Below are 24,153 nucleotides of genomic sequence, written 5' to 3' on the forward strand. Positions count from 1 at the left end.
CCGCCGCGGAGGGGGTGGAGGAGGAGGTCACGCCCGGCCCTGCCCTTCGGCGACGGCGACGGGCGCGCCCGCCGCCTGCGACGCGGCCGGGCCCCGGGTCACGAGGATCTTGCGCGAGACCACGAACGTCGCCGGGATGGCGAGCAGCGAGGCGGTCAGCGGCGCGAAGCGCTCGTCCATGCCCACCCAGGAGACCAGCACAAAGGTGCCCACCATGGTCACCACGATGCTGGTGATGTTGGTGAGCGGGAACAGCAGGAACTTCCGCCAGGTCGGGCGCGTTCGGTAGGTGAATCGCACATGGAGGAAGAACGCGACGACCATGCTGAGCAGGATCGCGAGGAAGGTGGCGACCATGTACGGGAGCCACGGGTGCAGCAGCCGGTAGCAGCCGTAGTTGGTGCCGGTGTTGACGACGCCCACGAGGGCGAAGCGGATGACCTGACGGAAGTCTCGTTGACGCATGATCGGCTCGTGTCTCAGGACTGCGGGTTCGCGTTGGCGTTCGCGGACACGGTCTCGTCGGCGGGCACGGACTTCTCCGTGGTGGACACGGGCTTCTCCGCGGTGGGCAGGGAGCGCTGCGCGGCGTCCGAGGGCGTGCGCTCGCGCACCAGGTAGTGCGGGCGCTGCTTGGTCTCGTAGTAGACGCGGCCGATGTACTCGCCGATCAGGCCGAGCATGACCATCTGTATGCCGCCGAAGCCGGTGATGGCGACCAGCAGGGTCACATAGCCGGGCGCCGTCACCCCGCCGATGAGCACCGCGCCCACCGTCCACAGGGCGTAGAGCAGCGCGGCGCCGGAGAGCAGCAGACCGGTGTGGATCGCCAGCCGCAGCGGCCGGCTGTTGAAGGAGACCAGGCCGTCGACGGCGTAGTTGAGCAGCTTGCGCATGCCCCACTTGCTCTCGCCGTCGGCCCGCGGGGTGTCCTGGTAGTCGAAGGTGACCGTCTCGAAGCCGATCCAGGAGAACAGGCCCTTGGAGAACCGGTTCCGCTCGCCCATCTCCAGCAGCGCGTCGACCGCCCGGCGCGAGAGCAGCCGGAAGTCGCCGGCGCCGTCCGCGAGCTCGACATCGGCCCAGGCGTTGATCAGCTTGTAGTAGCCGCGGCTGAGGAAGGTGCGCATCCGGCCGTCGTGGTCACGGGTGCGGCGGGCGATCACCTGGTCGAAGCCCTGGGCGCGCAGATCGAGCATCCGCTTGATGAAGGACGGCGGGTGCTGGAGGTCGGCGTCCATGATCACGACCGAGTCGCCGGCGGACTCCCTCAGGCCGGCCAGCATCGCGGCCTCCTTGCCGAAGTTCCGCGACAGCGCCAGATAGCGGACGTGGTGGTCCCGATCGGCGAACTCGCGCAGCTTGGTCAGGGTGGCGTCCTTGCTGCCGTCGTCGACGAAGACGATCTCGTAGGGCAGCTTGAGGTCTTGCAGCTGGGCACTGAGCTCGGTGTGGAACGCCGCGATGACCTGTTCCTCGTTGAAACAGGGAACGACTACCGACAACACTGCAAGCCTCCTGAACTGCCCGTTCCGCCGGGATCGGCGGCGGGGTGTCCGTTTTGGGAAATCGGGCATTCCCGACGGCAGTATTGATGTCATCAGATCGCGTTAGGTTGCCTGGAGTGGCGCAGATCATCCTCCAGGAGGAGAACCGGCCGCCGGAAATCCCTCGTGAGTTATACAACCGGGCTCTCGATAGGCCTCCCGACCTGCGATCATCACGGCGAAGCCACGAATACGACACGGCTGGGACACGGCCCCTCCTCGCACGCTCGTCCGGGCCCGGGGAGCGGCTTGGCGATCGAGCTCGCCCAACAGGTACGTTTGTCGTTTGGGATGCTAGTTAATCGCCTTGGGGTGTCCGTGACAGAAATTTCTGTGGTCGTCATCGTCTACAACGATGCCGAACGCCTTCCGACAGCCGTGCGGTCGGTCCTGGACCAGACGCTGAAGAACGTCGAAGTCGTGATCGTCGACGACTGCAGCACGGACCGTTCCTACGACGTGGCGCGCGAGCTGGCCGCGGCGTACCCCGAGCGCGTACGGGCGTTCCAGCTGCCCGAGAACAGCGGGGGCTGCGGGGCGCCGCGCAACCACGGCATCACCCGGGCCGAGGGCCGCTACGTGATGTTCCTCGACAGCGACGACGTGCTGGAGCCGAACGCCTGCCGCAACATGCTGGAGGCGGCCGACCGCACCGGCGCGGACCTGGTCTCCGGGCTCTGTGTGCGGGTCCACGTGGACAGCCGGCACCGCAAGACCACCGAGTGGTACCCCTGGATCTATTCGCGCAGCCGCACGCTGGACTCCATCGGCGAACTGCCCGACTTGCTCGTGTTCGACACGTTGTCGACCAACAAGTGCTACCGGCGGGACTTCCTGCTGGAGAACGATCTGCGCTTCCCGGTCGGCATCCACTACGAGGACCTGCTCTTCTCCGCGCAGGCCTACCTCGCCGCCGGCCGTATCGCGCTCATCCCCAACCGGGTCTACTTCTGGATGGTCGAAGAGCGCGCCCAGGCGAAGTCGATCAGTAACCGGCGCCATGAGATCGCGAATTTCGCGCACCGCATGGAGATCCACCGCCGGATCGACGAGCTGCTGGAGCAGCGCGGCCTCGACGAACTGAAGTTCCACAAGGACGTCAAGTTCCTCAAGCACGACCTCGTGCTGCACCTGCGGGACCTGCCGCTCCTCGACGACGAGTACCGCCACGCCTTCGCCGAGCTGGCCAACTCCTACCTCGCCGAGATCTCCCCCGAGGCGTACGGCAAGGTCGAGCCCATCCAGGCGATCTGCGCGTACCTCCTGGGCAAGGAGGACTGGGCCAATCTGCTGCCCGCCGCCGACACCCTGATGAACCGCGGCAAGCTCTCCTCGTCGCTGGTCGAGCGGGACGGCCGGGTCTACTGGTGCGCCGAGCACCTCGACGACCCCGAGGGCCGCCGGGTCCTCGACGTCACCGACGCCGGCTACCACACCACCCCCGTCGCCAAGCTCTTCCTCCGCAACGAGCTCACCGACTACCGCGACGACGGGCAGGGCCGGGTCCGCCTGGCCGGCAGCATCGTCAACCCGCTCGGCCGCATCCGCCCGGGCGCCAAGCTCCGCGGCCGGCTGGAGTTCCGCGCCCGCCGCCGCAGCCTCCAGGTCTTCAGCTTCCCGCTGAACAGCCTGCGCCTCGGCGAGCGCACCCTCGAGTGGGACGCCGAGGTCGACCTCGCGCAGAAGCTGCGCCCGCTCGGCATCATCGACGCCGTCTGGGACGTCCGCCTCCTGCTCGACGTGGACGGCGGCACCGTCCGCACCCGGCTCACCGCCGGCGGCCTGGACCCGTCCGCCGTGGGCAGCCTGCCCGTCCGCCCGCGGCTGACCCGGCTGGTCTCCGACCGGCTGGAGCCCGAGGTCTCCAAGCGCGGCCACCTGGCGTTCCGGCTCGTCGCCGAGGGCGACGCGGCGCTGCGCACCCGCGCCCTGGTCCAGACGGCCGTCTCCAGCCGCGCCGGCGACCTCGCCAAGGCGGGCGTGCGCCGGGCCCGGCAGGCCAAGCGGGACCTCAACTCCGGAACCACCAAGATCCGGATGTACCACGAGGTGTTCAGCAAGCTGCCCATCCGCAAGGGGCTCGTGGTCTTCGAGAGCCACCTCGGCAAGCAGTACAGCGACAGCCCCAGGGCGATCTACGAGGAGATGCGCCGCCAGGGGCTGGAGTTCGAGGCGGTGTGGTCCTACGCGGGCGCCAAGCCGACCGGCTTCCCCAAGGACGCCACCCTCGTGCGCCGCTGGAGCTGGCAGTACCTCCGGGCGCTGGCCCAGGCCGAGTTCTGGATCGACAACCAGGGCTTCCCGCTGAAGCTCACCAAGCGGCCCGAGACCACGTACATCCAGACCTGGCACGGCTCCGCGCTCAAGCGGATGGGCTTCGACGAGCCGCGCACCCGGCTGCGCAGCCGGCAGGAGCAGGAGGAGTACCAGCGCGTCCTCGACCGCTTCGACCACTTCCTGGTCCGCTCCGAGCACGACGTCCGCACCCTCGCCAAGGCGTTCCGGCTCCGCGACGAGGTGCTGCTGCGCACCGGCTACCCGCGCAACGACGAGCTGGTGGCGCTGCGCCGCCGCGAGAGCGGGACCGGCTCCGGCGCGGGCGCCCGGGAGCGCGGTCCGCTCGCCGCCGAGCTGGGCATCCCCGCCGACCGGACGGTCCTGCTGTACGCGCCGACCTTCCGCTCCACCGGCACCGGCGCCGTGCGCGCCTTCGAGATGCCCTTCGACGTGGAGGAGTTCGCCGAGCGGTTCGGCGACCGGTTCACCCTGCTGGTGCGCTCGCACTACCTCAACCAGGTGGTGCTGCCGCCGTCGGTGCGCGGCAGCGTGATCGACGTCACCGACCGGCCCGACATCACCCCGCTGCTCGCGCTCGCCGACGGCCTGATCACCGACTACTCCTCGGTGATGTTCGACTACGCGTGCCTCGACCGGCCGATGTTCTTCTACGCCTACGACTACGAGGAGTACGCGGGCGAGAGCCGCGGCACCTACTTCGACCTGCGGGAGAAGGCCCCGGGTCCGGTGCTCGGCACCCAGGACGAGCTCTTCGAGGCCCTCGGCGACTTCAAGGCCGCCGATGTGGAGTACGCCGAGGCCCGGCAGCGGTTCAACGCCGAATTCGGCGAGTACGACCAGGGCGAGGCGGCCCGCGCCCTCATCGAGAAGTTCTTCACCCACCGGAGCGGCAAGTGACCGACCAGCGCACCGCGGACGGCCGCGACATCTTCTTCGTGTCCAACAGCGTCGACGAGCTGGGCGGCGTCACCAGCTGGTCGCACCAGATGGCCCGGCTCTTCAGCGAGCGCGGCCACCGGGTGCACGTCGTGGGCGTCACCCCGGCCCCCGAGGGCCGCCGGCACGAGCTGGGCGACCCGCCGTACGCCACCACCACGCTCTACCGCGAGCACCCGCCGGCGGCCGCGCCGGCCCGTGGCCTCAAGGGCCGGCTCAACCTCGTGGAGCAGCGCCGCCGCAGCGCCCGCGAGGCCGGCATGCGCGAGCAGGCCGAGAAGCTCAGCCGGCTGTTCCGCGGCGCCCGGCCGGGCGGCGTGGTGATCGTCACGCAGGTGTGGGCCATGGAGTGGGTGGCGCTCGCCGACACCGCCGGGCTCACCGTCATCGGCATGAGCCACGAGTCGTACGACGCCTGCCGCAAGTCCTCCCGCTTCCAGCGGGTCCAGACGTTCTACAAGGACGTCGACCGGCTGCTGCTCCTCACCGAGGAGGACGCCGACCGGTGGATTCGCCAGGGCATGGACAACGTCGGCCACATGCCGAACCCGCTCACCTTCATGCCCGACGTGCCCTCGGCGCGGGAGGCGAAGGTGGTCACCGCCATCGGCCGGCTCAGCGACGAGAAGGGCGTCGATCTGCTGCTCGACACCTGGGCCCAGGTCGCGCCCCGGCACCCGGACTGGACCCTGCGCATCTACGGCGCCGGCGAGGACGAGCAGCTGCTGAAGAAGCAGTGCACCGCCCTCGGCCTGGACGGCTCGGTGGAGTGGATGGGCCGCACCTCCGACGTGCCGGGCGCGCTGCGCGGCGCCTCGCTGTTCGTGCAGTCCTCGCGCGCGGAGGGCTTCCCGCTCGCCCTGCTGGAGGCCATGGTCATGGGCGTGCCCTGCGCCGCCTTCGACTGCGCGCCCGGAGTGCACGAGATCATCACCGATGGCGAGGACGGGCTGCTGGCCACGCCCGGCAACACCAGCGAACTCGCCCGCAAGCTCGACGAGCTGATCTCCGACAAGGAGCTGCGCGACCGCATGGGCGAGGCGGCGCGCGAGAGCGTGCGGCGCTACGCCCCGGACGAGATCACCCGCCGCTGGGAAGAGCTCTTCGCCTTCCTGGAGCGCTGATCCCGCGCCGGTCCGGCGCTGATCCGGCGCCGGTTGCTCGTGGCGCCGGCGTGATCGACGAAGGGCCGAGGGGTGGCGCAGGCACCAGCCGGACCACGCGGAGGTGATCATCTCGCGGACGTCGTGGCGGGCCTTCCAGCCCAGCTCGTCCGCGATCCGGTCGGCGGAGGCCACCACGCGGGCCGGGTCGCCGGGGCGGCGCGGGGTGACCTCGGGGGCCAGCTCGGTGTAGCCGGTGATCTCGGCGATCAGATCGACCATCTCGCGCACGGAGACGCCCTCGCCGCGCCCGATGTTGAGGGTCAGGTCGCCGGCGCCGTCCTGGGCGGCGAGCTTGCGGGCCGCCGCCAGGTGGGCCTCGGCGAGGTCCTCGACGTGGATGTAGTCGCGGACGCAGGTGCCGTCCGGGGTGGCGTAGTCGTCACCGAAGATCCGCGGCGACTGCCCCTCGGTGAGCTTCTCGAAGACCATCGGCACGAGGTTGTAGACCGCGGTGTCCGACAGCTCGGGGGTGGCCGTGCCCGCCACGTTGAAGTAGCGCAGACAGGCGGTGGCCATGCCGTGGGCCCGCCCGGCGGCGCGCACCATCCACTCGCCGACCAGCTTGGTCTCGCCGTACGGGCTCATCGGCAGGCAGGGGGTGCCCTCGGTGACGAGGTCCACGTCCGGCATGCCGTAGACGGCCGCGGAGGAGGAGAAGACGAACTGCTTCACCCCGGCGTCGGCCAGCGCCTCCAGCAGGATCTGCAGGCCGTGCACGTTCTCGCGGTAGTAGTGCAGCGGCTGCTCCACCGACTCGCCGACCTGCTTCTTCGCGGCCAGGTGCACCACGCCCGTGACGCCGTGCTCGGCGATCGTACGGTCCAGCAGCGCGCGATCCAGCACGGAGCCGACGACCAGCGGCACGCCCTCGGGCAGCCGGGCGGCGTCGCCCGTGGAGAGGTCGTCCAGGACGACGACCCGCTCGCCTTCGCGCGTCATGGCTCGTACGACGTGGGCGCCGATGTATCCGGCGCCACCGGTGATCAGGTAGGTCATGGTTCTCGCTTCGGTCGGGATCAGCGGCTGACGGTGAGTCTACGGAGCCTGCGCGCGGCCACTCGCATCGCGCTGCGGGGCCCGGGGGCCACCCGTACGGCGAGCGAGCCGCCCGTGGTGGCGTGCGGCTGGACCAGCAGCAGGCCGTGCCGGGGGCTGAGGACCGCGGTGCGGCGCAGCCCCGGGCCGGTGGCGCGGGCCGCGGTGTCGAGGGTGGCGCCGTCCGCGCAGCGGACGAGGACGCGGACGTCCCAGACGTCCGGGTCGGCGCCGCGGGTGCCGGCGGCGGCCACGGTGTTCAGGTCGAGGCAGACCTCGGCGGTCCAGGCGGAGGTTCCGCTTCCGACTTCGCCGCCGCTTCCGCGGTCGGCCCCGCCGTGCTCGCCGTCGGCCCCGTCCCGCTCCCTGCCCCGCTCGCCGCCGCCCTCGGGGGTCAGCACGGCGTCGCGGACCAGTCCCAGCCGGCCGTCCACGCGGTGACGCAGCTCGATGTCGACGGAGCGCGGGCCGGCCGCGGCCAGCCGCCCGTACAGCTCGTGGACGCGTATCCGCAGTCGCGCGGAGCGGGAACCGACCTCCGGTTCGGCCTCGACGGCCACCGGCAGCGCGGACAGCGGTGCCTCGTCGAGGCGGTCCAGCACCACCCCCGGCAGGTCGTCCGACCACACGGGGTCGCCGCCGGCCTCGGCGTACGGCGGCAGCAGCCGCGCGGGGCGGTTGGCCAGCTCCACCAGCCGGCGCAGGTCGCGGGGCGCCTCGGCGGCGGCCACGACGCGCGCCGTCCAGCGGGCGGGGGCCTCGGCGGCGGCCAGCTCCGACGCGCCGAAGCCGGGGTCGAGGAGGTAGCCGCGGGTGAGCCGCCACCAGTCGGCGCGGTACTCCTCGCCGCGGCCGCGCAGCTCGCGCGCGTACATGCGCAGATCGTGGTCGAGGAACTTGGTGCGGGCCGCGTGGGCGATCTCCTCGCGGCCGGCCTCCTCCAGGATCGCCACCGCCCGGCGGTGCGCCTCGATCCGGGCGGTCCAGTTCGTTATCCCGCCGCGGTCCAGGGATATCGACTGCTTGGCGGCCGAGCGCCGCACGTGCCAGACGTAGACGGTGTCCGGTATCACGGCCAGCCGTGGCGCGGCGGCGAGCACGCGCGCGGTGAAGACGAAGTCCTCGTAGGTGAAGGCGCCGTCGGGGAACGCGATGGCGTGGTCGAGCAGGAAGGAGCGGGCGTAGAGCTTGTTGACGCACAGGGTGTCGCGCACCACGCCGGCGAGCGCCGCCGGGCCCTCGTGCACCGTCTCCTCGCCGAAGAGCTCCGGCTGCCAGGGGACGTCCCGCCCCGAGGGCAGCTCGCGCCGCACACAGGCGCCGGCGGTGACCGGTGCGCCGTGCCGGCGGGCGGCGCCGAGCAGGGCGTTCACCGCGCCCGGCGGCAGCACGTCGTCGCTGTCGAGGAACATCACATACGGCGCGGTGGCGAGCCGCAGCCCGTCGTTGCGGGGGCTGCCGCAGCCGCCGCTGTTGGTCGCGCGGCGCATCACCCGCACCCGGGCGTAGCGCTCGGCCAGGTCCTCCAGCACCTCCGCCGTGCGGTCGGTGGAGGCGTCGTCGACGGCCACGACCTCGGCGACGGCGGGCCCCTGGCGCAGGGCGGACAGCACGGCGTCGGCTATGTGCTCGGCGTCGTTGAAGCCGATCACGATCACGCTGACCTGGTCCGCGGACGGTGTCTGGGCGGGCGGCGCCGCCGGAGTCTTCGCCTCCATAACGTCAGAGAGTCTATTTGAGGGGTGAAGGTTGCATTCCGTTACGCCCGGGTCGGTCGGGGTCACGGACGGTGGGCCGTGCGGGAAACGACTCGGCACCTTTTCGGCGGTGCGCACCCGCCACGTACCGACAAACATCTCAAAATCGGCGCATGCGCACTGCGAACGTTCCGGTCCCGCCCCGGCCCGAGGGAGGGGTGCGGGGCCCGGAGGGCCGGCCGGACGGCGACCCCGGGCGCCCGACCCGGCGGCCCCGGAAGCCCCGCCGGTCCCGGTGGCCCCGGTGGTCCCGGAAGCCCCGGCGGCCCCCGTGGCCCCGGTGGCGGCCTCGGCGGCGGCCCGGGCGCCCGCCCGCGCTGCCGGCGGCCCTCGCGCGGATCGACCGGCCCACCGCCGTCGCCGTCGCGCTCCCCTCCGCCGCCATGCTCGCCATCGGCCTGTGGGGCCTGGAGCGCGGCACCATGTGGCGCGACGAGGCCGCCACCTTCCACGCCGCCCGCCGTTCCCTGCCCGACCTCTGGCACCTGCTGGGCGGCGTCGACGCCGTCCACGGCCTCTACTACCTGCTGATGCACGCGGTGCTCGCCGTCCGGGCGGACGAGGTGGCGCTGCGGCTGCCGTCCCTGCTCGCCGCCGTCTGCGCCACCGGTCTCGTCGCCGCCCTCGGCTGCCGGCTCGCCCGGCCCGGCGTCGGGCTCTGGGCCGGACTGCTCTACGCCACCAGCCCCTTCGTCAGCCACTTCGCCCAGGAGGGCCGCTCCTACGCGCTGGTCGCGGCGGGCGTCGCGCTCGCCACCCTGCTGCTCACCCACGCCGTCGAACGCGGCTCGGCCGGCCGCTGGGCGGCGTACGGCGCGGTGACGGCCGTCACCGCGCTGCTGCACGAGTTCGCCCTGCTGGCGCTCGCCGCGCACGCGGTGACGCTGGCGGTCTCCCGGGCGCCGGCCCGGGTGTGGCGCGGCTGGGCGGCCGCGGCCTGCGCCACCGTCGCCGTGCTCGCGCCCCTGCTGCTGGTCTCCTACGGCCAGGGCGGGCAGGTGGCCTGGATCGCCGTGCCGGGGCGGCCGGAGGCGCGCCAGCTGCTCCACGCGTTCACCGGACCCGCCGAGGTCGTGTACGCCGTCACCCTCGCGCTGATGACCGTGGCGCTGCTCTGCCCGTTGCCCGCCCGCCCCCGCCGGCCGCGGCTCACCGCCGTCGCCCTGCCGCTCGCCGTCGTGCCGCCCGCGCTGCTCTTCGCCGTCTCCCAGCGCGAACCGCTCTTCGTCGACCGCTACGTGCTGTTCGCCCTCGCCGGGGTGCCGCTGCTCGCCGCCGCCGGCGCGGAGGGGCTGTGCACGGCCGTACGGGGGCGGCGGGCGGCCCGGCGCGGGACGCGCCGGGCGGTGGTCGCGTGCGGGGCGGCGGTGGTCGCCGCCGGGTTCCTGTGGCAGCTCCCCTTCCACGAGGAGGTACGGAGCCCCACGGGGCGGCCCGACGACCTCGCGCCCGTCGCCGCGCTGGTCCGCGCCGAGACCCGGCCCGGCGACGCGATCGTCTTCGTCCCCTCCTACCAGCGCAGGGTCGCCCTCGCCTACCCCGACGCGTTCGCGGGCCGCCGCGACATCGCCCTGGCCGGGCCGGTCGACCCCTCCGGGACGCTCACCGGGCGCGAGGTGCCGGCGCCGGAGCTGGCGGCCCGGCTGGCCGGCCTCGACCGGGTGTGGGTGGTGGCCGTGCCGGGCGTGGAGGGCCGCCCCTGGTTCCGGCAGAGCCGCACCGAGCAGGCGAAACTCGCGCTGATCCGGGGCGGGTTCGACGAGGTGTCGCGGGCGGCGGCGCGCAGTGGGGAGGTCGTCCTCCACGAGCGGGTCGTGCGCCGCCCGGACCGCTGAGGGGCCCTCCGGGCGGGGTGCGCGACGTTCCCCCCCCGCCCGGGCGGGGGTGCGGCCCGCCCGAAGGGCGGGGCTCAGATCGTGCGCAGCATGCGGTCGGCGACGCGGGCCGCCGCCGCGCCGTCGTCCAGGTCGCAGTGCGCCTGGACGAACCGCTGGTACGCCGGCCCGTAGCGGTCCACCACCGCGTCCAGGTCGCCCAGCGCCTCGATCACCTCTCCGGAGGAGCGCAGCAGCGGCCCGGGGGCGTGCGCCTCCAGGTCGATGTAGAAGCCGCGCAGAGTGTCGCGGTAGTGGTCCAGGTCGTAGGCGTGGAAGAGCATCGGCCGCCCGGTGTGGGCGAAGTCCACGGCCAGCGCGGAGTAGTCGGTGATCAGCACATCGGCGATCAGCAGCAGCTCCGACACATGGGGGTGGCGGGAGACGTCGCGGACGAACGGCCCGCGGACCGCCGGCACGCCGTCGACGGTGAGCGGATGGGCCCGTACGAGCAGCACGTGGTCCTCGCCGAGCGCGGCCTCGGCCGCCCGCAGGTCCAGGCCGAGCGCCAGCCGGAAGTGGCCGGGGGAGTACGCGAGATGGTCGCGGTAGGTGGGCGCGTACAGCACCACCCGCTTGTCGGGCGGCAGGTCCAGCGCGCGCCGCACCCGTTCCGCGGCCTTCTCGCGGTCGGGCGCGTACAGCAGGTCGTTGCGCGGCGAGCCCGCCTCCAGCACCTCGCCGTCGAAGGCGAGCCCCCGGCACAGATGGGGGGTGCTGAAGCGGTTGGGCGAGACGAGGACGTCCCACTGGCGGGAGCGGCGGGGCAGTGCCGCCAGCGCGTGATGGTCGGCGTAGAGCGTGCCGGTGAGGTCGGTGCCGATGCGTTTGAGGGGGGCGCCGTGCCAGGTCTGGACGACGGTCTGGCCGGGCCGGCGTTCGAACCACTCCGGCAGGTGCGCGCTGGTGACGACGGCCCGGCAGCGGGCCAGCGCCGCGTACCAGGCGGCGCTGTGCAGCTCCACGCCCTGTGCCGCGGCCGGCACCGGGGTCTGCTGGTCCTCCGTCACCCACAGGTGGTCGCCGCCGGCGCCGCGCCGCAGCAGCTCGTCGAGGACGGCCCGCGGCGAGGCGGCGTCGAGATGGCCGCAGTAGAGCACCGCGTCGCGCAGCGGGAGCGCGCGCTGGCGCGCGTAGTGCGCCGTACGGAGCGCGTGTTGACGGTACGCGCCCTGTTCGAGGGGGGTGAGCACCGAGCCGGACTCCAGGACCAGCCGGTCGCCGTAGGCGCGTCGCACGGCGAACTCGCGCGCCCGTACGGTGCGGCGCAGGGGCAGCCGCTCGTGCAGGGAGGTCAGCAGTCGCAGCGGCGACTCCGCCGCGCCGGCCGGTTCGCTTCCGGCGCGTCCGGCCCGCTCGCGCCCGGCCGCCGCGCCGGTGCCGGCCGATACGCCGCGCCCGGCCGTCGTGCTAGTGCCGGCCCGTACGCCGTCGCCTCCGGCCGGTGCGCCGCCCTCCGCCGCGCTCTCCGCCGCGCTCTCGCGGAGGAACCCGTACCAGCGCCCCTCCCGCAGCGGCAGGGCCTCCCCGCCGGTCACGGCGACCGCCGCCGCGGGCGCCAGCTCCGCCCGGAACCGGCCGTCCGCGCACTCCACCGGGACGACCACCTCCTGGTGGCGCGTGCTGTGCCGCAGCACCAGCTCCCGGCGCACCCGCGGGCCGCCCGCCCCCGCCGCGCCCGTACCCGTATCCGCGCCAGAACCCGCACCCGTACGCGCCCCCGGCCGACCGCCCGACGTGCCCACCGCGCCCGTCGGCCCCTCGATCAGCAGCCGGTCCCCGGCCGTCCACTCCAGGCGGTCCACCACCGGCCGCCCGCCCGCCTCCAGCACCAGATCGCCCTGGGCGTTCGCCGTCGCGCTCAGCTCCCGGCCGGCCACCGCCGCGGCGTAGCGGCCGGGCGGCAGGTCCGGCGCGGCCGCCACCGGGCGCCGGGTGCCGTCCGGCAGCACCAGCTCCACCCGCCAGCGTTCACCCGTCGCCGGCTCGATCGGCACCGGCGTGTCCGGCACGGTCGCCGGCACGTCCGTGAGCTCGGTGATCGGCACCCGTACGGTGAACGCCGACCAGCCGCCGACCGGCGGCGCGCCCCGCAGCCGGCGGGCGATCACCCGGCCCGAGCCCGGGTGGGTCAGCCGCAGCTCCGCGCTCCCCGGCTCGGCCCGCACCACCCCGCCGAGTTCGAGCTGCTCGCCCACCCGGCGGTGGGCGGTGACCCGCGCCGCGACGTCCCGCACCCGCAGCTCCAGCCGGCCGGCCCGGAAGCCGAGCAGCAGCCGCGCGCCGCCGCCCAGGTCGTGCACCGACGGCTGGGCCGTGGCGGCGTCCGGGGCGCGCACCGCGGCCCGCCGCACCACCCCGTGGCTGGACACCACCAGGCCCACCTGCCAGGTGCCGGTCCGCAGCCGGCCGCCCACCCGCAGCTTCGCCGGATCGACGGTGATCTCGAAGCCCGAGCGGTCGTAGCAGTGCAGTGTCTGGCCGGAGTCGCGGGTGGCGGTGGTGGCCGGCACGGTGCGGGTGGGCAGCACGCGCACCCGGCGCCCGCCGCGGGAGAGCAGCACGGCGCTCTTGAGCGAGTGGCGCGGCGCGGCGGCGTCCAGGTTGCGGATGTAGGCGTAGCCCCGCAGATGGAGCCGGCCGCCGTGCCAGAAGGCGTCCTCCAGCCGGGCCACCACCGGCAGGTCGGTGCGGCGCACCTGGGCCACGGCGTCGGGCACCGCGATCGTGGTGCCGTCCAGCCGGGGCGCGACCGCCCGGCGCCGGGGCCAGCCCCGGACATGGAACGACGCCTTCCCGTTGCGCTGTTCGAAGGCCAGCAGTTCCAGCAGGTCGTCCAGCCGGTCCTCCGCGACCAGCTGCCATTTGATCCGCAGGTCGACGGGGAGGTCCTCGGTGATTTTCGGGTCGGCGCGGGCCAGGAACTCCCGGGTGCCGGTCATGAACGCGTCCCGGAACACCGGGCCGGCCGGCGGCAGCGCGTCGAGGAAGTAGGTGAAGTCGTCGGCCAGCGCCGTACGGTCGTAGAGCCGCTTGTGCTCGGGAAAGGTGCGGGCGAGGAAGCGGCTGACGCCCGCGCAGGCGGCGATGCGGTCGCGGGCGCCGCGCAGTTCGGTGCGGCGCTGGGTGATGGACCCCTCGCGGACGCGCCAGTAGTACACGTGCTCGTGGAGCACGTCCACCGACCGGGCGAGGAAGTGCGCGGGCACGGTGACCGGGATGTCCTCGTAGAGCACGCCCTCGGGCCAGGAGAAGGCGTGCCGCTCCCAGAACGACCGGCGGAACACCTTGTTCCAGGCGACCCGGTCGTAGAGCAGCGTCGGGTCCTCGGTGATGTGGGTGGCCACCTTGGTGCGGGTCATGAACTTCTGCTGCCACGCCTGGCTGCGCCCGGTGGCCGTCAGCCGGTACACATTGCCGGTCGCGAAGTCCGAGCCGCTGCGCTCCAGCAGCCCCAGGAGCTTCTCGTACGCCCGCCGGGGCACCATGTCGTCGCTGTCGAGGAACGCGAGGTGGGGCACGTCCGGGTCGCTGTGCCGGACGCCGGTGTTCCGGGCGTGGCCCAGGCCGCCGTTCTCCTGGCGCACCAGCCGGAAGCGGGGGTCGCGGGCGGCGAAGTGCTCGGCGATCGCCGCGCTGTCGTCCGTCGAGCCGTCGTCGACCATCACCACCTCCAGGGCGCGCTCCGTCTGGTCCGCGACGGACCGCAGACACGCCTCCAGGCAGTCCTGGACGTTGTAGATGGGAACGATGACGCTCAGACGCGGCTTGGCGGGCTTCGCGGACTTGGTGGCCTTCGCGGACTTGGTGGCCTTCGCGGGCTTGGCGGACTTCACGGACTTGGTGGCCTTCGCGGGCTTCACGGCGAACTCGACCCCTTCGTACGGAGTGCAGGCGGCCGGACGGCCATGCTTTCCGTAATGTCAACCCTCGCGTCCTCTGCTGGTTACTTACGCTGGGCCGAACGGGTTACGCGGACCCCTCCGTCCGTTTCGACAGAGGGTGCTCGTGTGACTACTGTCGGTCGACATGCCGCGCTTCAGTGTTGTCGTCCCCGCGTACCGGGTGCAGGGCTTCCTGCGCCCGTGCCTGGAGTCCGTCCTCGGCCAGTCGTACGGAGATCTGGAGCTGATCGTCGTCGACGACCGCTCGCCCGACGCCTGTGCCGCCATCACCGCCGAGTACGCCGAGCGCGACGCGCGCGTGCTCCCGCTGCGGCTGCCGGTCCACTCCGGCACGGGCGCGGCCCGCAACGCCGGGGCGGCCCGCGCCTGCGGCGACTACCTCCTCTTCCTCGACGGCGACGACCTGCTCCTGGACGGCGCACTGGCCGCGCTCGCCGCCCGGATCGACGGCACGGGCGACCCCGAGCTGCTCCTCTTCGACCACGCCCGCCTCGACTGGTGGGACACCGTGCACGACAGCGGCGACAGCGCCCGCCTGGGCGCCGGCGGCGCGGCCCCCGACCCCGCCGCCGTCACCGTCGCCGCCTGGAACCGGCTCTTCCGGCGGGACTTCCTCCACCGCCACGAGCTGCGCTTCACCGAGGGCCCCTACGAGGACGTCGTCCCCGTCCATCTGGCGACCGCCCTCGCGGGGGAGCGCGCCGCGACGCTCGACCGGGTCTGTGTGCACTGGCGGCAGCGGCGGGCCGGCAGCGCCGCGACCACCCCCGGCCGCCACCACTTCGCGATCCTGGAGCGCTATCGCGCGCTCTTCGCCGAACTGCCCGACCCGGAGCGGCGGGCCGCGCTCCTCCCGCACGCCGCCCGCCATCTGCTCACCGTTCTCGACGACCCGGGCCGCATCCGGCCCGCCGACCGCAAGGAGTTCTTCCGGGCCGCGGCCCGCTTCCACCGCGACCACGCGCCAACCGCCGCCGCGGCGGCGGCCTCTTCCACGGTCCTGACCGCTTCCACCGCCCCGACCGCTTCCACCGTCCCAACCGCTTCCACCGCCCCGGCCGACGACTGGGGCCCGCGGCTGCGCGCGCTCGCCTCCGGCTCGTACGCCGCCCACGAGGCCCTGCGCACGGCGGACGAGCAACTGGCCCGGGGCCGGGAGGCGCTGCTGAGGCGGAAGCGGACCCTGCGCGGCACGGTCCTGCGCGGCGCCTACCGCGCCGACCGCTGGTGGCCGCTGGACGACCGCCTCGTGGTCTACGGCGCCTACTGGAACCGCGGCGTGGCCTGCAACCCCGCCGCCATCCACCGCAAGGCCCAGGAGCTGGCGCCCCATCTGCGCGGTGTGTGGGTGGTCGGCAGCCGCTACGCCGACCGGATGCCGCCCGGCGTGCCGCATGTGATCGAGGGCTCGCGCGCGTACTGGCGGGTCATGGCCCGCGCCCGCTACCTGGTCAACAACTCGGCCTTCCCCGGCGGCTTCACCAAGCGCCCCGGCCAGATCTACCTCCAGACCCACCACGGCACCCCGCTGAAGAAGATGGGCCTCGACCAGCGCCGCTACCCGGCCGGCACCCATGGCATCAGCTTCACCAAGCTGCTGGACCACGCCGACCAGTGGGACTACAGCCTCTCCGCCAACCGGCACTCCACCGAGGTGTGGGAGCGGGTCTACCCCAGCGCCTTCCGGGCGCTGGAGACCGGCTATCCGCGCAACGACGTCTATGCCACGGCCGGCCCAGAGGACGTCGCCCGCGCCCGCGCCGCCCTCGGCATCGCCCCGGGCCGCACCGCGATCCTGTACGCCCCCACCCACCGCGACTACCAGCGCGGCTTCCTGCCGCGCGTCGACCTGGAGCGGCTCAGCCGCGAGCTGGGGCCCGGGGTGACCGTGCTGGTGCGGGCGCACTACTTCTACGGCGCCGACCCCGCCCTCGCCGAGCTCCAGCGGCGCGGGCTGGTGCTCGACGTCACCGACCACCCGAGCGTCGAGGATCTCTGCCTGGCCGCCGACGCGCTGGTCACGGACTACTCGTCGATCATGTTCGACTACGCCAACCTGGATCGGCCGATCATCGTCTACGCGCCCGACTGGCAGGCGTACTCGCTCTCCCGCGGCACCTACTTCGACCCGCTCTCCGGGCTGCCGGGCGAGACCCCCGGCGCCACCGCGACCAGCGAGTCCCAGCTCATCGACCTCTTCCGGTCCGGCGGCTGGAACACCGACGAGACGGCCAAGCTGCGGGCGGCCTTCCGCGACCGGTTCTGCCCGTACGACGACGGCGGGGCGGCCGAGCGCGTGGTCCGCCGCCTGTTCCTGGAGGAGCGCTGACGCGTTCCCGCCGGAACGCTGGCGGGAGGCGTCGTTCCGCCGTCGACCGGGCGCCGTCAGAGGACGCGGGGCGCGGGGGCCGGCCGGCGCTCCGCCGGGGGCAGCACCCGCGGCACCCCCGGCTCCTCGCCCAGGAAGAGGTGGCGCACCACCCGTTCGGCGGCCCGCCCGTCGTCGTACGGGCAGAACCGCTCCCGGAACGCGGCCCGCAGCTCGGCGGAGCGGGGCCCGCACCACTCGCCCGTGGCGAAGACCTCGATGAGCTCGTCCTCCGAACGGGCGACCGGCCCCGGCGGTTCGGCCGGCAGGTCGAGGTAGGTGCCGCGGGTGGCCCGGTAGATCTCCCAGTCGTCGGCCAGGACCACGATGGGCCGGTCCAGATTGGCGTAGTCGAACATGATCGACGAGTAGTCCGTGACCAGCGCGTCGGCGGCCAGACAGAGCTCCTCGACGCTGGGGTGGTCCGACACGTCCACCACGGTCCGCGGGCGGCTCGGCTCCTCGGCCCGCGCCCCCGCCGGCGGCGCGCCCGGCGACGTGCTCGGCCCCCGCTCCGCGAAGTAGTGCGCCCGGTTCAGCAGCACCACCCCGGGGCCCAGCGCGCGCGACACCCGGGCCAGGTCCAGCCGGGGCCGGTGGTCGCGGCGGTAGTCGCGGTGCGTCGGCGCGTAGAGCACGGCCGTGGTGCCGAACGGGATGCCCAGCCGCAGCCTGGCCCGGCGGACGTCCTCGGCCGTGGCGCTCAGGAAGACGTCATTGCGCGGATAGCCGTACTCCAGCGTGGCGTAGGCGCTCGGATAGACCCGCTCCCACACCAGCGTCGAGTGCGGATTGGCCGAGAGGCTGTGGCTCCAGCGGTCGGTGTGCCGCAGGAGCCGGGCGAAGTCCAGCCCGTGCGCCGCCGCCGGATGGTCCTGGAGGTCCAGGCCCATCCGCTTCAGCGGGGTGCCGTGATGGGTCTGGAGGTGCACCTGCCCCGGGCGGCGGCTCCAGCGGTGCGGGAAGTTGACGTTGTTGACGAGGTACTTGGCGCGGGCGAGCGCCGCCCAGCAGGCGGCCGACCCCGGCTCCAGCCGCCCCACCCCGGCCGGCAGGGTGTGCGCCCGGTCCTCGGTGGTGATCCACAGGGTGCGGATGTGCGGCGCCAGCTCCCGCACCTTCGCCTCGATCGCCGCCGGGTTGCAGGCGTAGCCGCGGTGCCAGTACGCGCTGAAGACCGCGAGGTCGGAGCGGACCGGCAGCAGCCGGTGCAGCCGGTAGTGGGCGTACGCGCCGGCCGCCCGCGCTCTTCCCAGCAGCCGCGCGCCCCCGCGGCGCGCCCCCTCCCGCAGCCGTTCGCCGCGCCACAGCAGCTGGAAGGTGCGCCGGGCCCCCGCGGACAGCAGCGCGTGACGTACGCCCGCGCGCCCCGCGACACCTCGCGCGCCCTCCGGCCGGTGGGTGCGGCACGCGGCCCGCACCCGGCGGAAGAACTCGGCCCGGGTGCCCGCGGGGAGCCGGGAGGGGGCGGTGAAGACCGTGGTGAAGTGGTCCAGCATCCGCCGGTAGACCAGGGGCCGCCAGTGCGCGAGGTGCGGGTGCTCGTCGAGGAAGGCGAACACCCGGTCGTACTGGTTGAAGACGTCGAAGTGGCCCAGGCCCGGGGTGCCGAGGATGCTGCCCAGCCGGCGCTGGCGGTAGTGCACGCAGACCCGGTCCAGCACCGCGATGGACTCGGCGCTCAGCAGCGCCGGATAGCTCCAGGGCGTGTCCTCGTAGAAGCCCGGCGGGAACGTCAGTCCCACGCGTCGGGCGAAGTCGCGCCGGCACGCCTTGTTCCAGGCCACCATGAGCAGCCGCAGCAGCTCGGGCCGGTCGGCGAGGGTGAAGATCTGCGGGTCGCGCCGCTCCAGCAGATGCGCCCGCGGATTGCGCTCGACCGTGCGGTCCCAGTGGGTGCGCGCGTAGTCGAAGAGCAGCAGATCGGGGTCCGAGGTCTCCTTGAGCCGGTCGGCCAGCGCCCGGAGGGTGCCGGGGGTGTAGCTGTCGTCGCCGTCGAGATAGAGCAGGTAGTCGCCGGTGGCGCGGGCGGTGCCGGCGTTGCGGGCCGGGCCCAGACCGACGTTCTCGGGCAGGTGCAGGGCGATCACCCGGTGGTCGCGGGCGGCGTACTCGTCGATGATCCGCCCGCAGGCGTCCGGCGAGCAGTCGTCGACCGCGATCAGCTCGAAGTCCGTGAAGGACTGCTGGAGGACCGAGTCCAGGCACTCGTGGAGGTAGGCCTGCACCTTGTGGGCGGCGACGACGACGCTGAACCGGGGCACGGCGCTTCCAGTGGGGGTCGAACGGGCGGGGACGCCGGGGAAACGGGGGACCCGCTCGGCGGGTTACGTTCCTGTGGCATCCGGGTCCCCCGACCCACCGGGCGTCGGCCGTACGGTCTCGGGGCCCCCGGCCGTACGACCCGCGGGACCCGTCGTACGGCCCTCGTGGCCCGCCGCCGCGCTACTTCACCGCGCCGGCCATCACCCCGGAGACGAACTGCCGCTGGAAGGCGAAGAAGACCGCCAGCGGGACGACCATCGAGATGAACGCCCCCGAGGCCAGCACGTCGATGTTGCTGCCGAACTGGCGCACCTGCTGCTGGAGCGCGACGGTGATCGGCGGCGCCGAGGAGTCGGCGAATATCAGCGCCACCAGCATGTCGTTCCACACCCACAGGAACTGGAAGATGCCCAGCGAGGCGATGGCCGGGCCGCCCAGCGGCATGACCACCCGGGTGAACAGCCGGATCTCCCCGGCCCCGTCCAGCCGCGCGGCCTCCAGCAGCTCCCGGGGGATCTCCGCGAAGAAGTTGCGCAGCAGGAAGATGGCGAAGGGCAGGCCGAAGGCCGTGTGGAAGACGACCACACCGGCCGTGGTCTCGAAGATCCCGACGCTGTTGAACAGCTTGGACACCGGGATCAGCGCCACCTGCACCGGCACCACCAGCAGCCCGACGACCACCAGGAACCACCAGTCGCGGCCGGGGAACTCCAGCCAGGCGAAGGCGTAGCCGGCGAGCGAGCCGATGACGATGACCAGCACGGTGGACGGCACCGTGATCAGCACCGTGGTGAGCAGCGAGTCGGTGATCCGCTCGTCGCCCAGCAGCTCCGCGTAGTTGTGCCCGGTGAGCTGGGCCGGGGCGGTGAACACCCGCCACCAGCCGGAGGTGGCGATGTCGGTGGGCTCGCGCAGCGAGGAGAGCAGCAGGCCGAGGGTGGGCATCAGCCAGAACAGGGCGACCAGGACCAGCAGGACGCGGACCGCGCCGCCGCCGGCCCGGGCCGCGACCCGCGCGGCGAACGACGGCCGCGGCCGTGGTGCCGCCGTCGGCGTCGGCGGCGACACCGGTGTCGCCGGCGGTGTCGTCCTCGGCGTCGGCGTGGTCGGCGGCGTCATCGGCGTCGTTCCTTCCGCATCCGGCGGATGTTGACCAGCATCACCGGCACCACGAGCAGCAGCAGGAGCACCGCGATGGCGCTGCCCACCCCCTGGTCGGAGTCGGTGCCGAAGGACGACAGATAGAGCTGGAGGGCCAGCACATTGGCGTCGGCCTGGGTCGGCCCCGGCGCGATGATGTAGACGAGGTCGAAGATCTTCAGCACGTTGATCATCAGAGTGACCAGCACCACCGCCAGCACCGGCGCCAGCAGCGGCACCGTCACCCGGCGGAACACCTGCCACTCGGTGGCGCCGTCCACCCGGGCGGCCTCCAGCAGCTCCCGGGGCACCGCGGCCAGCCCCGCCGCGATCAGCACCATCGCGAACCCCGCCCACATCCAGACGTAGGAGCCGATGATCGCGGGCGTGACCAGCGTGGGGCCGAGCCAGTCCACGCCGTTGTACTGCTCGGAGAAGTTCTCCGCCGGCAGCCGCAGCCGGGCGCCGTCGGCCCCCGCCGGCAGGATGAAGGTGCCGTCGGCCCGGGTGGTGGCCGCGGCGACCACCCGGCCGTCCTCGACGGCCTCGACCCGCACGCCCGGCAGCGCCTGCTCATGGCCGTCGATGACATTGGGCCGCCCGCCGCCGCCCTTGGTGAAGTCCATCCACACCGTGCCGGTGACCTTGCCGGGGGCGGCCTCGGCGGCGCGGGCCGGGGCGGCGTCCGCCGGAATGTGCTCCGGTTTCACCCCGACCAGCGGCAGCATCACCGGGCTCCCGGCCCGCACCGCGTCCCGGGTGGCGAACGAGCCGTCGCCGGGCGCGGTGAGATGGTTCGCGGCCCGCCCCGGCCGCGCCCCCGGGTACGCCGACGACTGGGCGAAGGTGTCGTGGACGCCCACCCAGACGGCGTTGGCCACGCCCCGGTCCGGGTTCTGCTCGTACACCAGCCGGAAGATGATCCCGGCCGCGAGCATGGAGATCGCCATCGGCATGAAGACCACGAGCTTGAACGCCGTGCCCCAGGAGACCCGTTCGGTGAGCACCGCGAAGATCAGCCCGAGCGCGGTGGCCAGGGCCGGCGCCACCACCACCCAGATCAGGTTGTTGCGGACGGCGGTGAGGATGCCGTCGTCGGAGAAGACCTCGCCGAAGTTCCCCAGGCCCACGAACTCGGAGCCCGAGGAGTCGAAGAGGCTGCGCACCACGGAGTACCCGATCGGGTAGACCACGAGCGCGCCGAGCAGCACCAGCGCGGGCAGCAGGAAGCAGGCCGCCACCCAGGGGCGGGTGCCCAGGACCCCCTTGCGTGCCGGAGCGGGAGGCGGTGGGCCGGGGGTCGCGGCCGCGGGGGTGCCTCCTGCCGTCGCCGTCGTCATCGGCGCTCAGCTCTTGTACGCGCGGGCGGCGTCCGCCTCCAGCGCCCGCTGGGTGCCCGCCACGTCCGAGGGGTTCTTCAGGAAGTCCTGGAGGGCCTTCCACTCGCCGGCGCCCTTGGTGCCGCCGAAGGACGCCGGCGCCTGGTCGGACATGTCGAAGCGGAAGTCGTCCCCGGCGTCGACCAGCGCCTTGGCGATGGACCGCTGGGTGTCGTCCGGGTACGCCTTCGGGTCCAGGCTCTTGTTGGGGGACAGGAAGCCGCCGGCCCGGGCCCAGATCTCGGCGGCGTCCGGCGAGGCGAGGAAGGTGAGCAGGGCCTGCGCGCCGGGGCCGTCCTTCAGGGCCACCGCCACATCGCCGCCGCTGACCACCGGCGCCTCGGCGCCCACCTTCGGGAAGGGGAAGACCTTGGCGTCCGAGCCGATCTTCGCCTTGGTGTCGTTGGTGATGGTGTCGGCGACGAACGCGCCCTCGTAGACCATCGCGGCCTCCGGCTGGTCGCCGCCCGCGAACACCTGCGCCACGGACTTGGGGAACTCCGTCTGGAGCGCGCCGGCCTGGCCGCCCAGCAGCAGGTTCCTGTCCCCGAAGAGCTTGCCCAGGGTGGTCAGCGCCTGCGCGACCGACGGGTCGGTCCACTTGATCTCGTGCGCGGCGAGTCGGTCGTACTTCTCCGGCCCGGCCTGGGAGAGGTAGACGTTCTCGAACCAGTCGGTGAGCGTCCAGCCGTCCGCGCCGGCGACGGCGATCGGCGCGACCCCGGAGGCCGAGATGGTCTCGGCGGTCTTGAGGAACTCGTCCCAGGTGGTGGGGACGGAGGCGCCGGCGTTCTCGAAGGCGGCGGAGTTGTACCAGACCAGCGACTTGTTGGCGGCCTTGAACCACACGCCGTACTGCTTGCCCTTGTGGGCACCCAGCTCGCGCCAGCCCTTGGCGTAGTTCTTCTCGAGCTGGGCGGTGACCTCGGGGGCCACCGGTTTGAGCCAGCCCTTGTCGGCGAACTGTCGCAGCGCGCCCACCTGCGGGAGCACCGCCACGTCCGGGGGCTCGCCGCCCTCGATCTTGGTGCCGAGGTAGGTGGAGATGCTGTCACCGGTGGGCACGAAGCGGACCTCGGCGCCCGTGCGCTTCTCGAACTCCTCCAGCACGGCGGTGAAGTTCTTCTGCTCGGTGCGCGTCCACACGGCGGCGACCTGGAGCGTCTGGCCGTTGAGCTTGGGGAGTTCGACGGTGGGCGCGCTGGGTTTCGCCGCGTCGTCCTGCTTCTTGCCGTCACCCCCGCCGCCGTCGCCGCAGCCGGCGGCGCCCACCACGAGGGCGCTCACGGCCACGAGAGCCAGGGCGACTCGTGTGGCGGATGTGACTCGAAGGGTGTGTGTTGTGAGCGGAGTTGTGCGCATGGTGTGCCGTCCTCCCGTTGCCGCCGGCATGGGAATCCCATCCGTCGCGCGGGCCCCCGTAAACGGCCCCCGCCGTACATCCCGTGCGATAGTCCTACGCCCGGAACGTCAACCCCCGCAATACTCTTTTCGAGGTCACATCACTGATCGTGACAGCCCTGTGACCCTTGGGCGCCGGTCGGCGCGGCCCGCCGGGCGCCGGAAGAGGCCCGGTTCGGGCGTTTTGTTCGCCTGGGTGGTGCGGGCGGGTCGCGGGCTCGGGGCGCCCCGGGGGGTGACGCGTCGGGTGACGGGCGGCGCGGTGCGCGTGATGGCGCCCGGCGTGACGGCCGGCGCGGTGCCTGTCATGGCGCTCGTGATGGCGCCCGGCGTGACGTCCGGCGCGGCGCTCGTCATGGCCGGGCGGTCACCTCCCCGTGCCGGGGCCCGTCGATGGGCCCGTCGACGGGCCGGTCGAGGGGCCGGTCAAGGGCGCCGCCGAGGGCAGCAGCGAGGGCGCCGGCAGCGCCTGCGCGGACTGCGCCGCCCGCTGCAATGCGCTGGCCAGCAGCGCCAGATCCGTCGGCCCGTTGCCCAGCTCCCGCAGCGGCCTGCGCGTCGGCGGGTCGCCCATCCGCTGCCAGTCCAGGGGCACGACCGTCGGCCGCTGCGTCGCCGTCCGCGGAATCCGACCGGTCACCCGGCCGCCCTGAAACGGCGTCACCGTGCCGTCCGCGCCCAGCAGTCGGCCGCGCCCGGCGGGCGCCGCCCCCGGTTCCGCCCCTTCCGCGCGGGCGGGCAGCACGTCGAGGACGATCCGCAGCGCGGCCCGTTCGGCGGCGGCCGTGGCCGCCGTGCACTCCGGGCGGCCCGAAGCCGCGATCAGATGGACCCCCAGCCGCGCGCCCTCGCGCGCCACCGCCTCCAGCGCCCGTACGACGGAGCCGGCGGCCGGCCGCCCCGTACTGCCGAGCGCGGGCGCCACCAGCGCGTCGTAGTCGTCCACCAGCACGAACAACCGGGGCAGTGCCGCGGCCGCGCCGGCCGCGGACCCGGCGTCCCCGGGGCCGGTGTCCCTCGGGCCGGTCGGCGCGCCGCCGTCCGCCCGGAGCAGCCGCTCCCGGGAGAGCTCGCGCCCGCGC

At 73.6% G+C, this 24,153-nt stretch carries 12 protein-coding genes and 2 pseudogenes; 4 read left to right on the forward strand and 10 right to left on the reverse strand.

Annotation, left to right across the window (positions count from 1 at the left end; all coding sequences use genetic code 11):
• Positions 1-27: 27 nt before the first annotated feature.
• Entirely contained in the window at positions 28-465 is a 438-nt protein-coding gene (locus tag ACSNOD_RS10790; protein ID WP_436766610.1) for a GtrA family protein, read from the reverse strand.
• A 14-nt stretch (positions 466-479) separates the two neighbouring features.
• Positions 480-1,505 carry a glycosyltransferase family 2 protein gene (locus ACSNOD_RS10795; RefSeq protein ID WP_436766611.1) on the reverse strand — a complete coding sequence of 342 codons (1,026 nt, stop codon included), beginning with the start codon at positions 1,503-1,505 and terminating at the stop codon, positions 480-482.
• A gap of 333 nt (positions 1,506-1,838) precedes the next feature.
• On the opposite strand from ACSNOD_RS10795, the gene ACSNOD_RS10800 reads away from it, so the two are divergent.
• Positions 1,839-4,742, forward strand: a complete 2,904-nt coding sequence (locus ACSNOD_RS10800) for a bifunctional glycosyltransferase/CDP-glycerol:glycerophosphate glycerophosphotransferase (protein ID WP_436766612.1) — start codon at positions 1,839-1,841, stop codon at positions 4,740-4,742.
• A complete protein-coding gene (locus tag ACSNOD_RS10805; protein ID WP_436766613.1) occupies positions 4,739-5,905 on the forward strand; it encodes a glycosyltransferase in 1,167 nt (388 codons plus the stop codon). The genes ACSNOD_RS10800 and ACSNOD_RS10805 overlap by 4 nt, the downstream gene beginning before the upstream one ends.
• A 63-nt stretch (positions 5,906-5,968) precedes the next feature.
• On the opposite strand, the pseudogene galE reads toward ACSNOD_RS10805, so the two are convergent.
• Both galE and ACSNOD_RS10815 read right to left on the reverse strand, forming a co-directional pair.
• Positions 5,969-6,943: pseudogene (gene galE / locus ACSNOD_RS10810) on the reverse strand (UDP-glucose 4-epimerase GalE); the annotation flags it as partial.
• A 20-nt stretch (positions 6,944-6,963) separates the two neighbouring features.
• Positions 6,964-8,700 carry a glycosyltransferase family 2 protein gene (locus ACSNOD_RS10815; RefSeq protein ID WP_436766614.1) on the reverse strand — a complete coding sequence of 579 codons (1,737 nt, stop codon included), beginning with the start codon at positions 8,698-8,700 and terminating at the stop codon, positions 6,964-6,966.
• Between the two features lie 422 nt (positions 8,701-9,122).
• On the opposite strand from ACSNOD_RS10815, the gene ACSNOD_RS10820 reads away from it, so the two are divergent.
• On the forward strand, positions 9,123-10,574 hold the full coding sequence (locus ACSNOD_RS10820; RefSeq protein ID WP_436766615.1) for a glycosyltransferase family 39 protein: 1,452 nt from the start codon (positions 9,123-9,125) through the stop codon (positions 10,572-10,574).
• A 74-nt stretch (positions 10,575-10,648) separates the two neighbouring features.
• On the opposite strand, the gene ACSNOD_RS10825 is transcribed toward ACSNOD_RS10820, so the two are convergent.
• On the reverse strand, positions 10,649-14,476 hold the full coding sequence (locus ACSNOD_RS10825; RefSeq protein ID WP_436766616.1) for a bifunctional glycosyltransferase/CDP-glycerol:glycerophosphate glycerophosphotransferase: 3,828 nt from the start codon (positions 14,474-14,476) through the stop codon (positions 10,649-10,651).
• Between the two features lie 166 nt (positions 14,477-14,642).
• Here ACSNOD_RS10825 and ACSNOD_RS10830 point away from each other — a divergent pair, with 166 nt between their 5' ends.
• Positions 14,643-16,847: a CDP-glycerol:glycerophosphate glycerophosphotransferase gene (locus tag ACSNOD_RS10830; protein ID WP_436766617.1), complete on the forward strand. Its 2,205-nt coding sequence runs from the start codon at positions 14,643-14,645 to the stop codon at positions 16,845-16,847.
• A 56-nt stretch (positions 16,848-16,903) separates the two neighbouring features.
• On the opposite strand, the gene ACSNOD_RS10835 is transcribed toward ACSNOD_RS10830, so the two are convergent.
• The 5 genes and pseudogenes from ACSNOD_RS10835 to ACSNOD_RS10855 form a co-directional block, all read right to left on the reverse strand.
• Positions 16,904-19,150: a bifunctional glycosyltransferase/CDP-glycerol:glycerophosphate glycerophosphotransferase gene (locus tag ACSNOD_RS10835; RefSeq protein ID WP_436766618.1), complete on the reverse strand. Its 2,247-nt coding sequence runs from the start codon at positions 19,148-19,150 to the stop codon at positions 16,904-16,906.
• Between the two features lie 181 nt (positions 19,151-19,331).
• The gene (locus ACSNOD_RS10840; RefSeq protein ID WP_436766619.1) at positions 19,332-20,270 is read right to left on the reverse strand and encodes a carbohydrate ABC transporter permease; all 939 of its coding nucleotides are present in this window, start codon (positions 20,268-20,270) and stop codon (positions 19,332-19,334) included.
• Positions 20,267-21,631 (reverse strand): carbohydrate ABC transporter permease, encoded by a 1,365-nt coding sequence (locus ACSNOD_RS10845; protein ID WP_436766620.1) that lies wholly within the window; start codon positions 21,629-21,631, stop codon positions 20,267-20,269. Before ACSNOD_RS10845 ends, ACSNOD_RS10840 begins: the two co-directional genes overlap by 4 nt.
• 6 nt (positions 21,632-21,637) lie before the next feature.
• Positions 21,638-23,032 (reverse strand): ABC transporter substrate-binding protein, encoded by a 1,395-nt coding sequence (locus tag ACSNOD_RS10850; protein ID WP_436766621.1) that lies wholly within the window; start codon positions 23,030-23,032, stop codon positions 21,638-21,640.
• A 406-nt stretch (positions 23,033-23,438) separates the two neighbouring features.
• Positions 23,439-24,153, reverse strand: a pseudogene (locus ACSNOD_RS10855) (hypothetical protein); the annotation flags it as partial.

The sequence above is a fragment of the Streptomyces sp. URMC 123 genome, assembly GCF_051386515.1.
Lineage (GTDB): Bacteria > Actinomycetota > Actinomycetes > Streptomycetales > Streptomycetaceae > Streptomyces.

Bases quoted from the DNA above. Each gene is read 5' to 3' on its own strand.
- ACSNOD_RS10790 (WP_436766610.1), bottom strand. From the start codon at position 465: ATGCGTCAACGAGACTTCCGTCAGGTCATCCGCTTCGCCCTCGTGGGC.
- ACSNOD_RS10800 (WP_436766612.1), top strand. From the start codon at position 1,839: ATGCTAGTTAATCGCCTTGGGGTGTCCGTGACAGAAATTTCTGTGGTC.
- ACSNOD_RS10815 (WP_436766614.1), bottom strand. From the start codon at position 8,700: ATGGAGGCGAAGACTCCGGCGGCGCCGCCCGCCCAGACACCGTCCGCG.
- ACSNOD_RS10820 (WP_436766615.1), top strand. From the start codon at position 9,123: ATGCTCGCCATCGGCCTGTGGGGCCTGGAGCGCGGCACCATGTGGCGC.
- ACSNOD_RS10830 (WP_436766617.1), top strand. From the start codon at position 14,643: ATGCCGCGCTTCAGTGTTGTCGTCCCCGCGTACCGGGTGCAGGGCTTC.
- ACSNOD_RS10840 (WP_436766619.1), bottom strand. From the start codon at position 20,270: ATGACGCCGCCGACCACGCCGACGCCGAGGACGACACCGCCGGCGACA.
- ACSNOD_RS10845 (WP_436766620.1), bottom strand. From the start codon at position 21,631: ATGACGACGGCGACGGCAGGAGGCACCCCCGCGGCCGCGACCCCCGGC.
- ACSNOD_RS10850 (WP_436766621.1), bottom strand. From the start codon at position 23,032: ATGCGCACAACTCCGCTCACAACACACACCCTTCGAGTCACATCCGCC.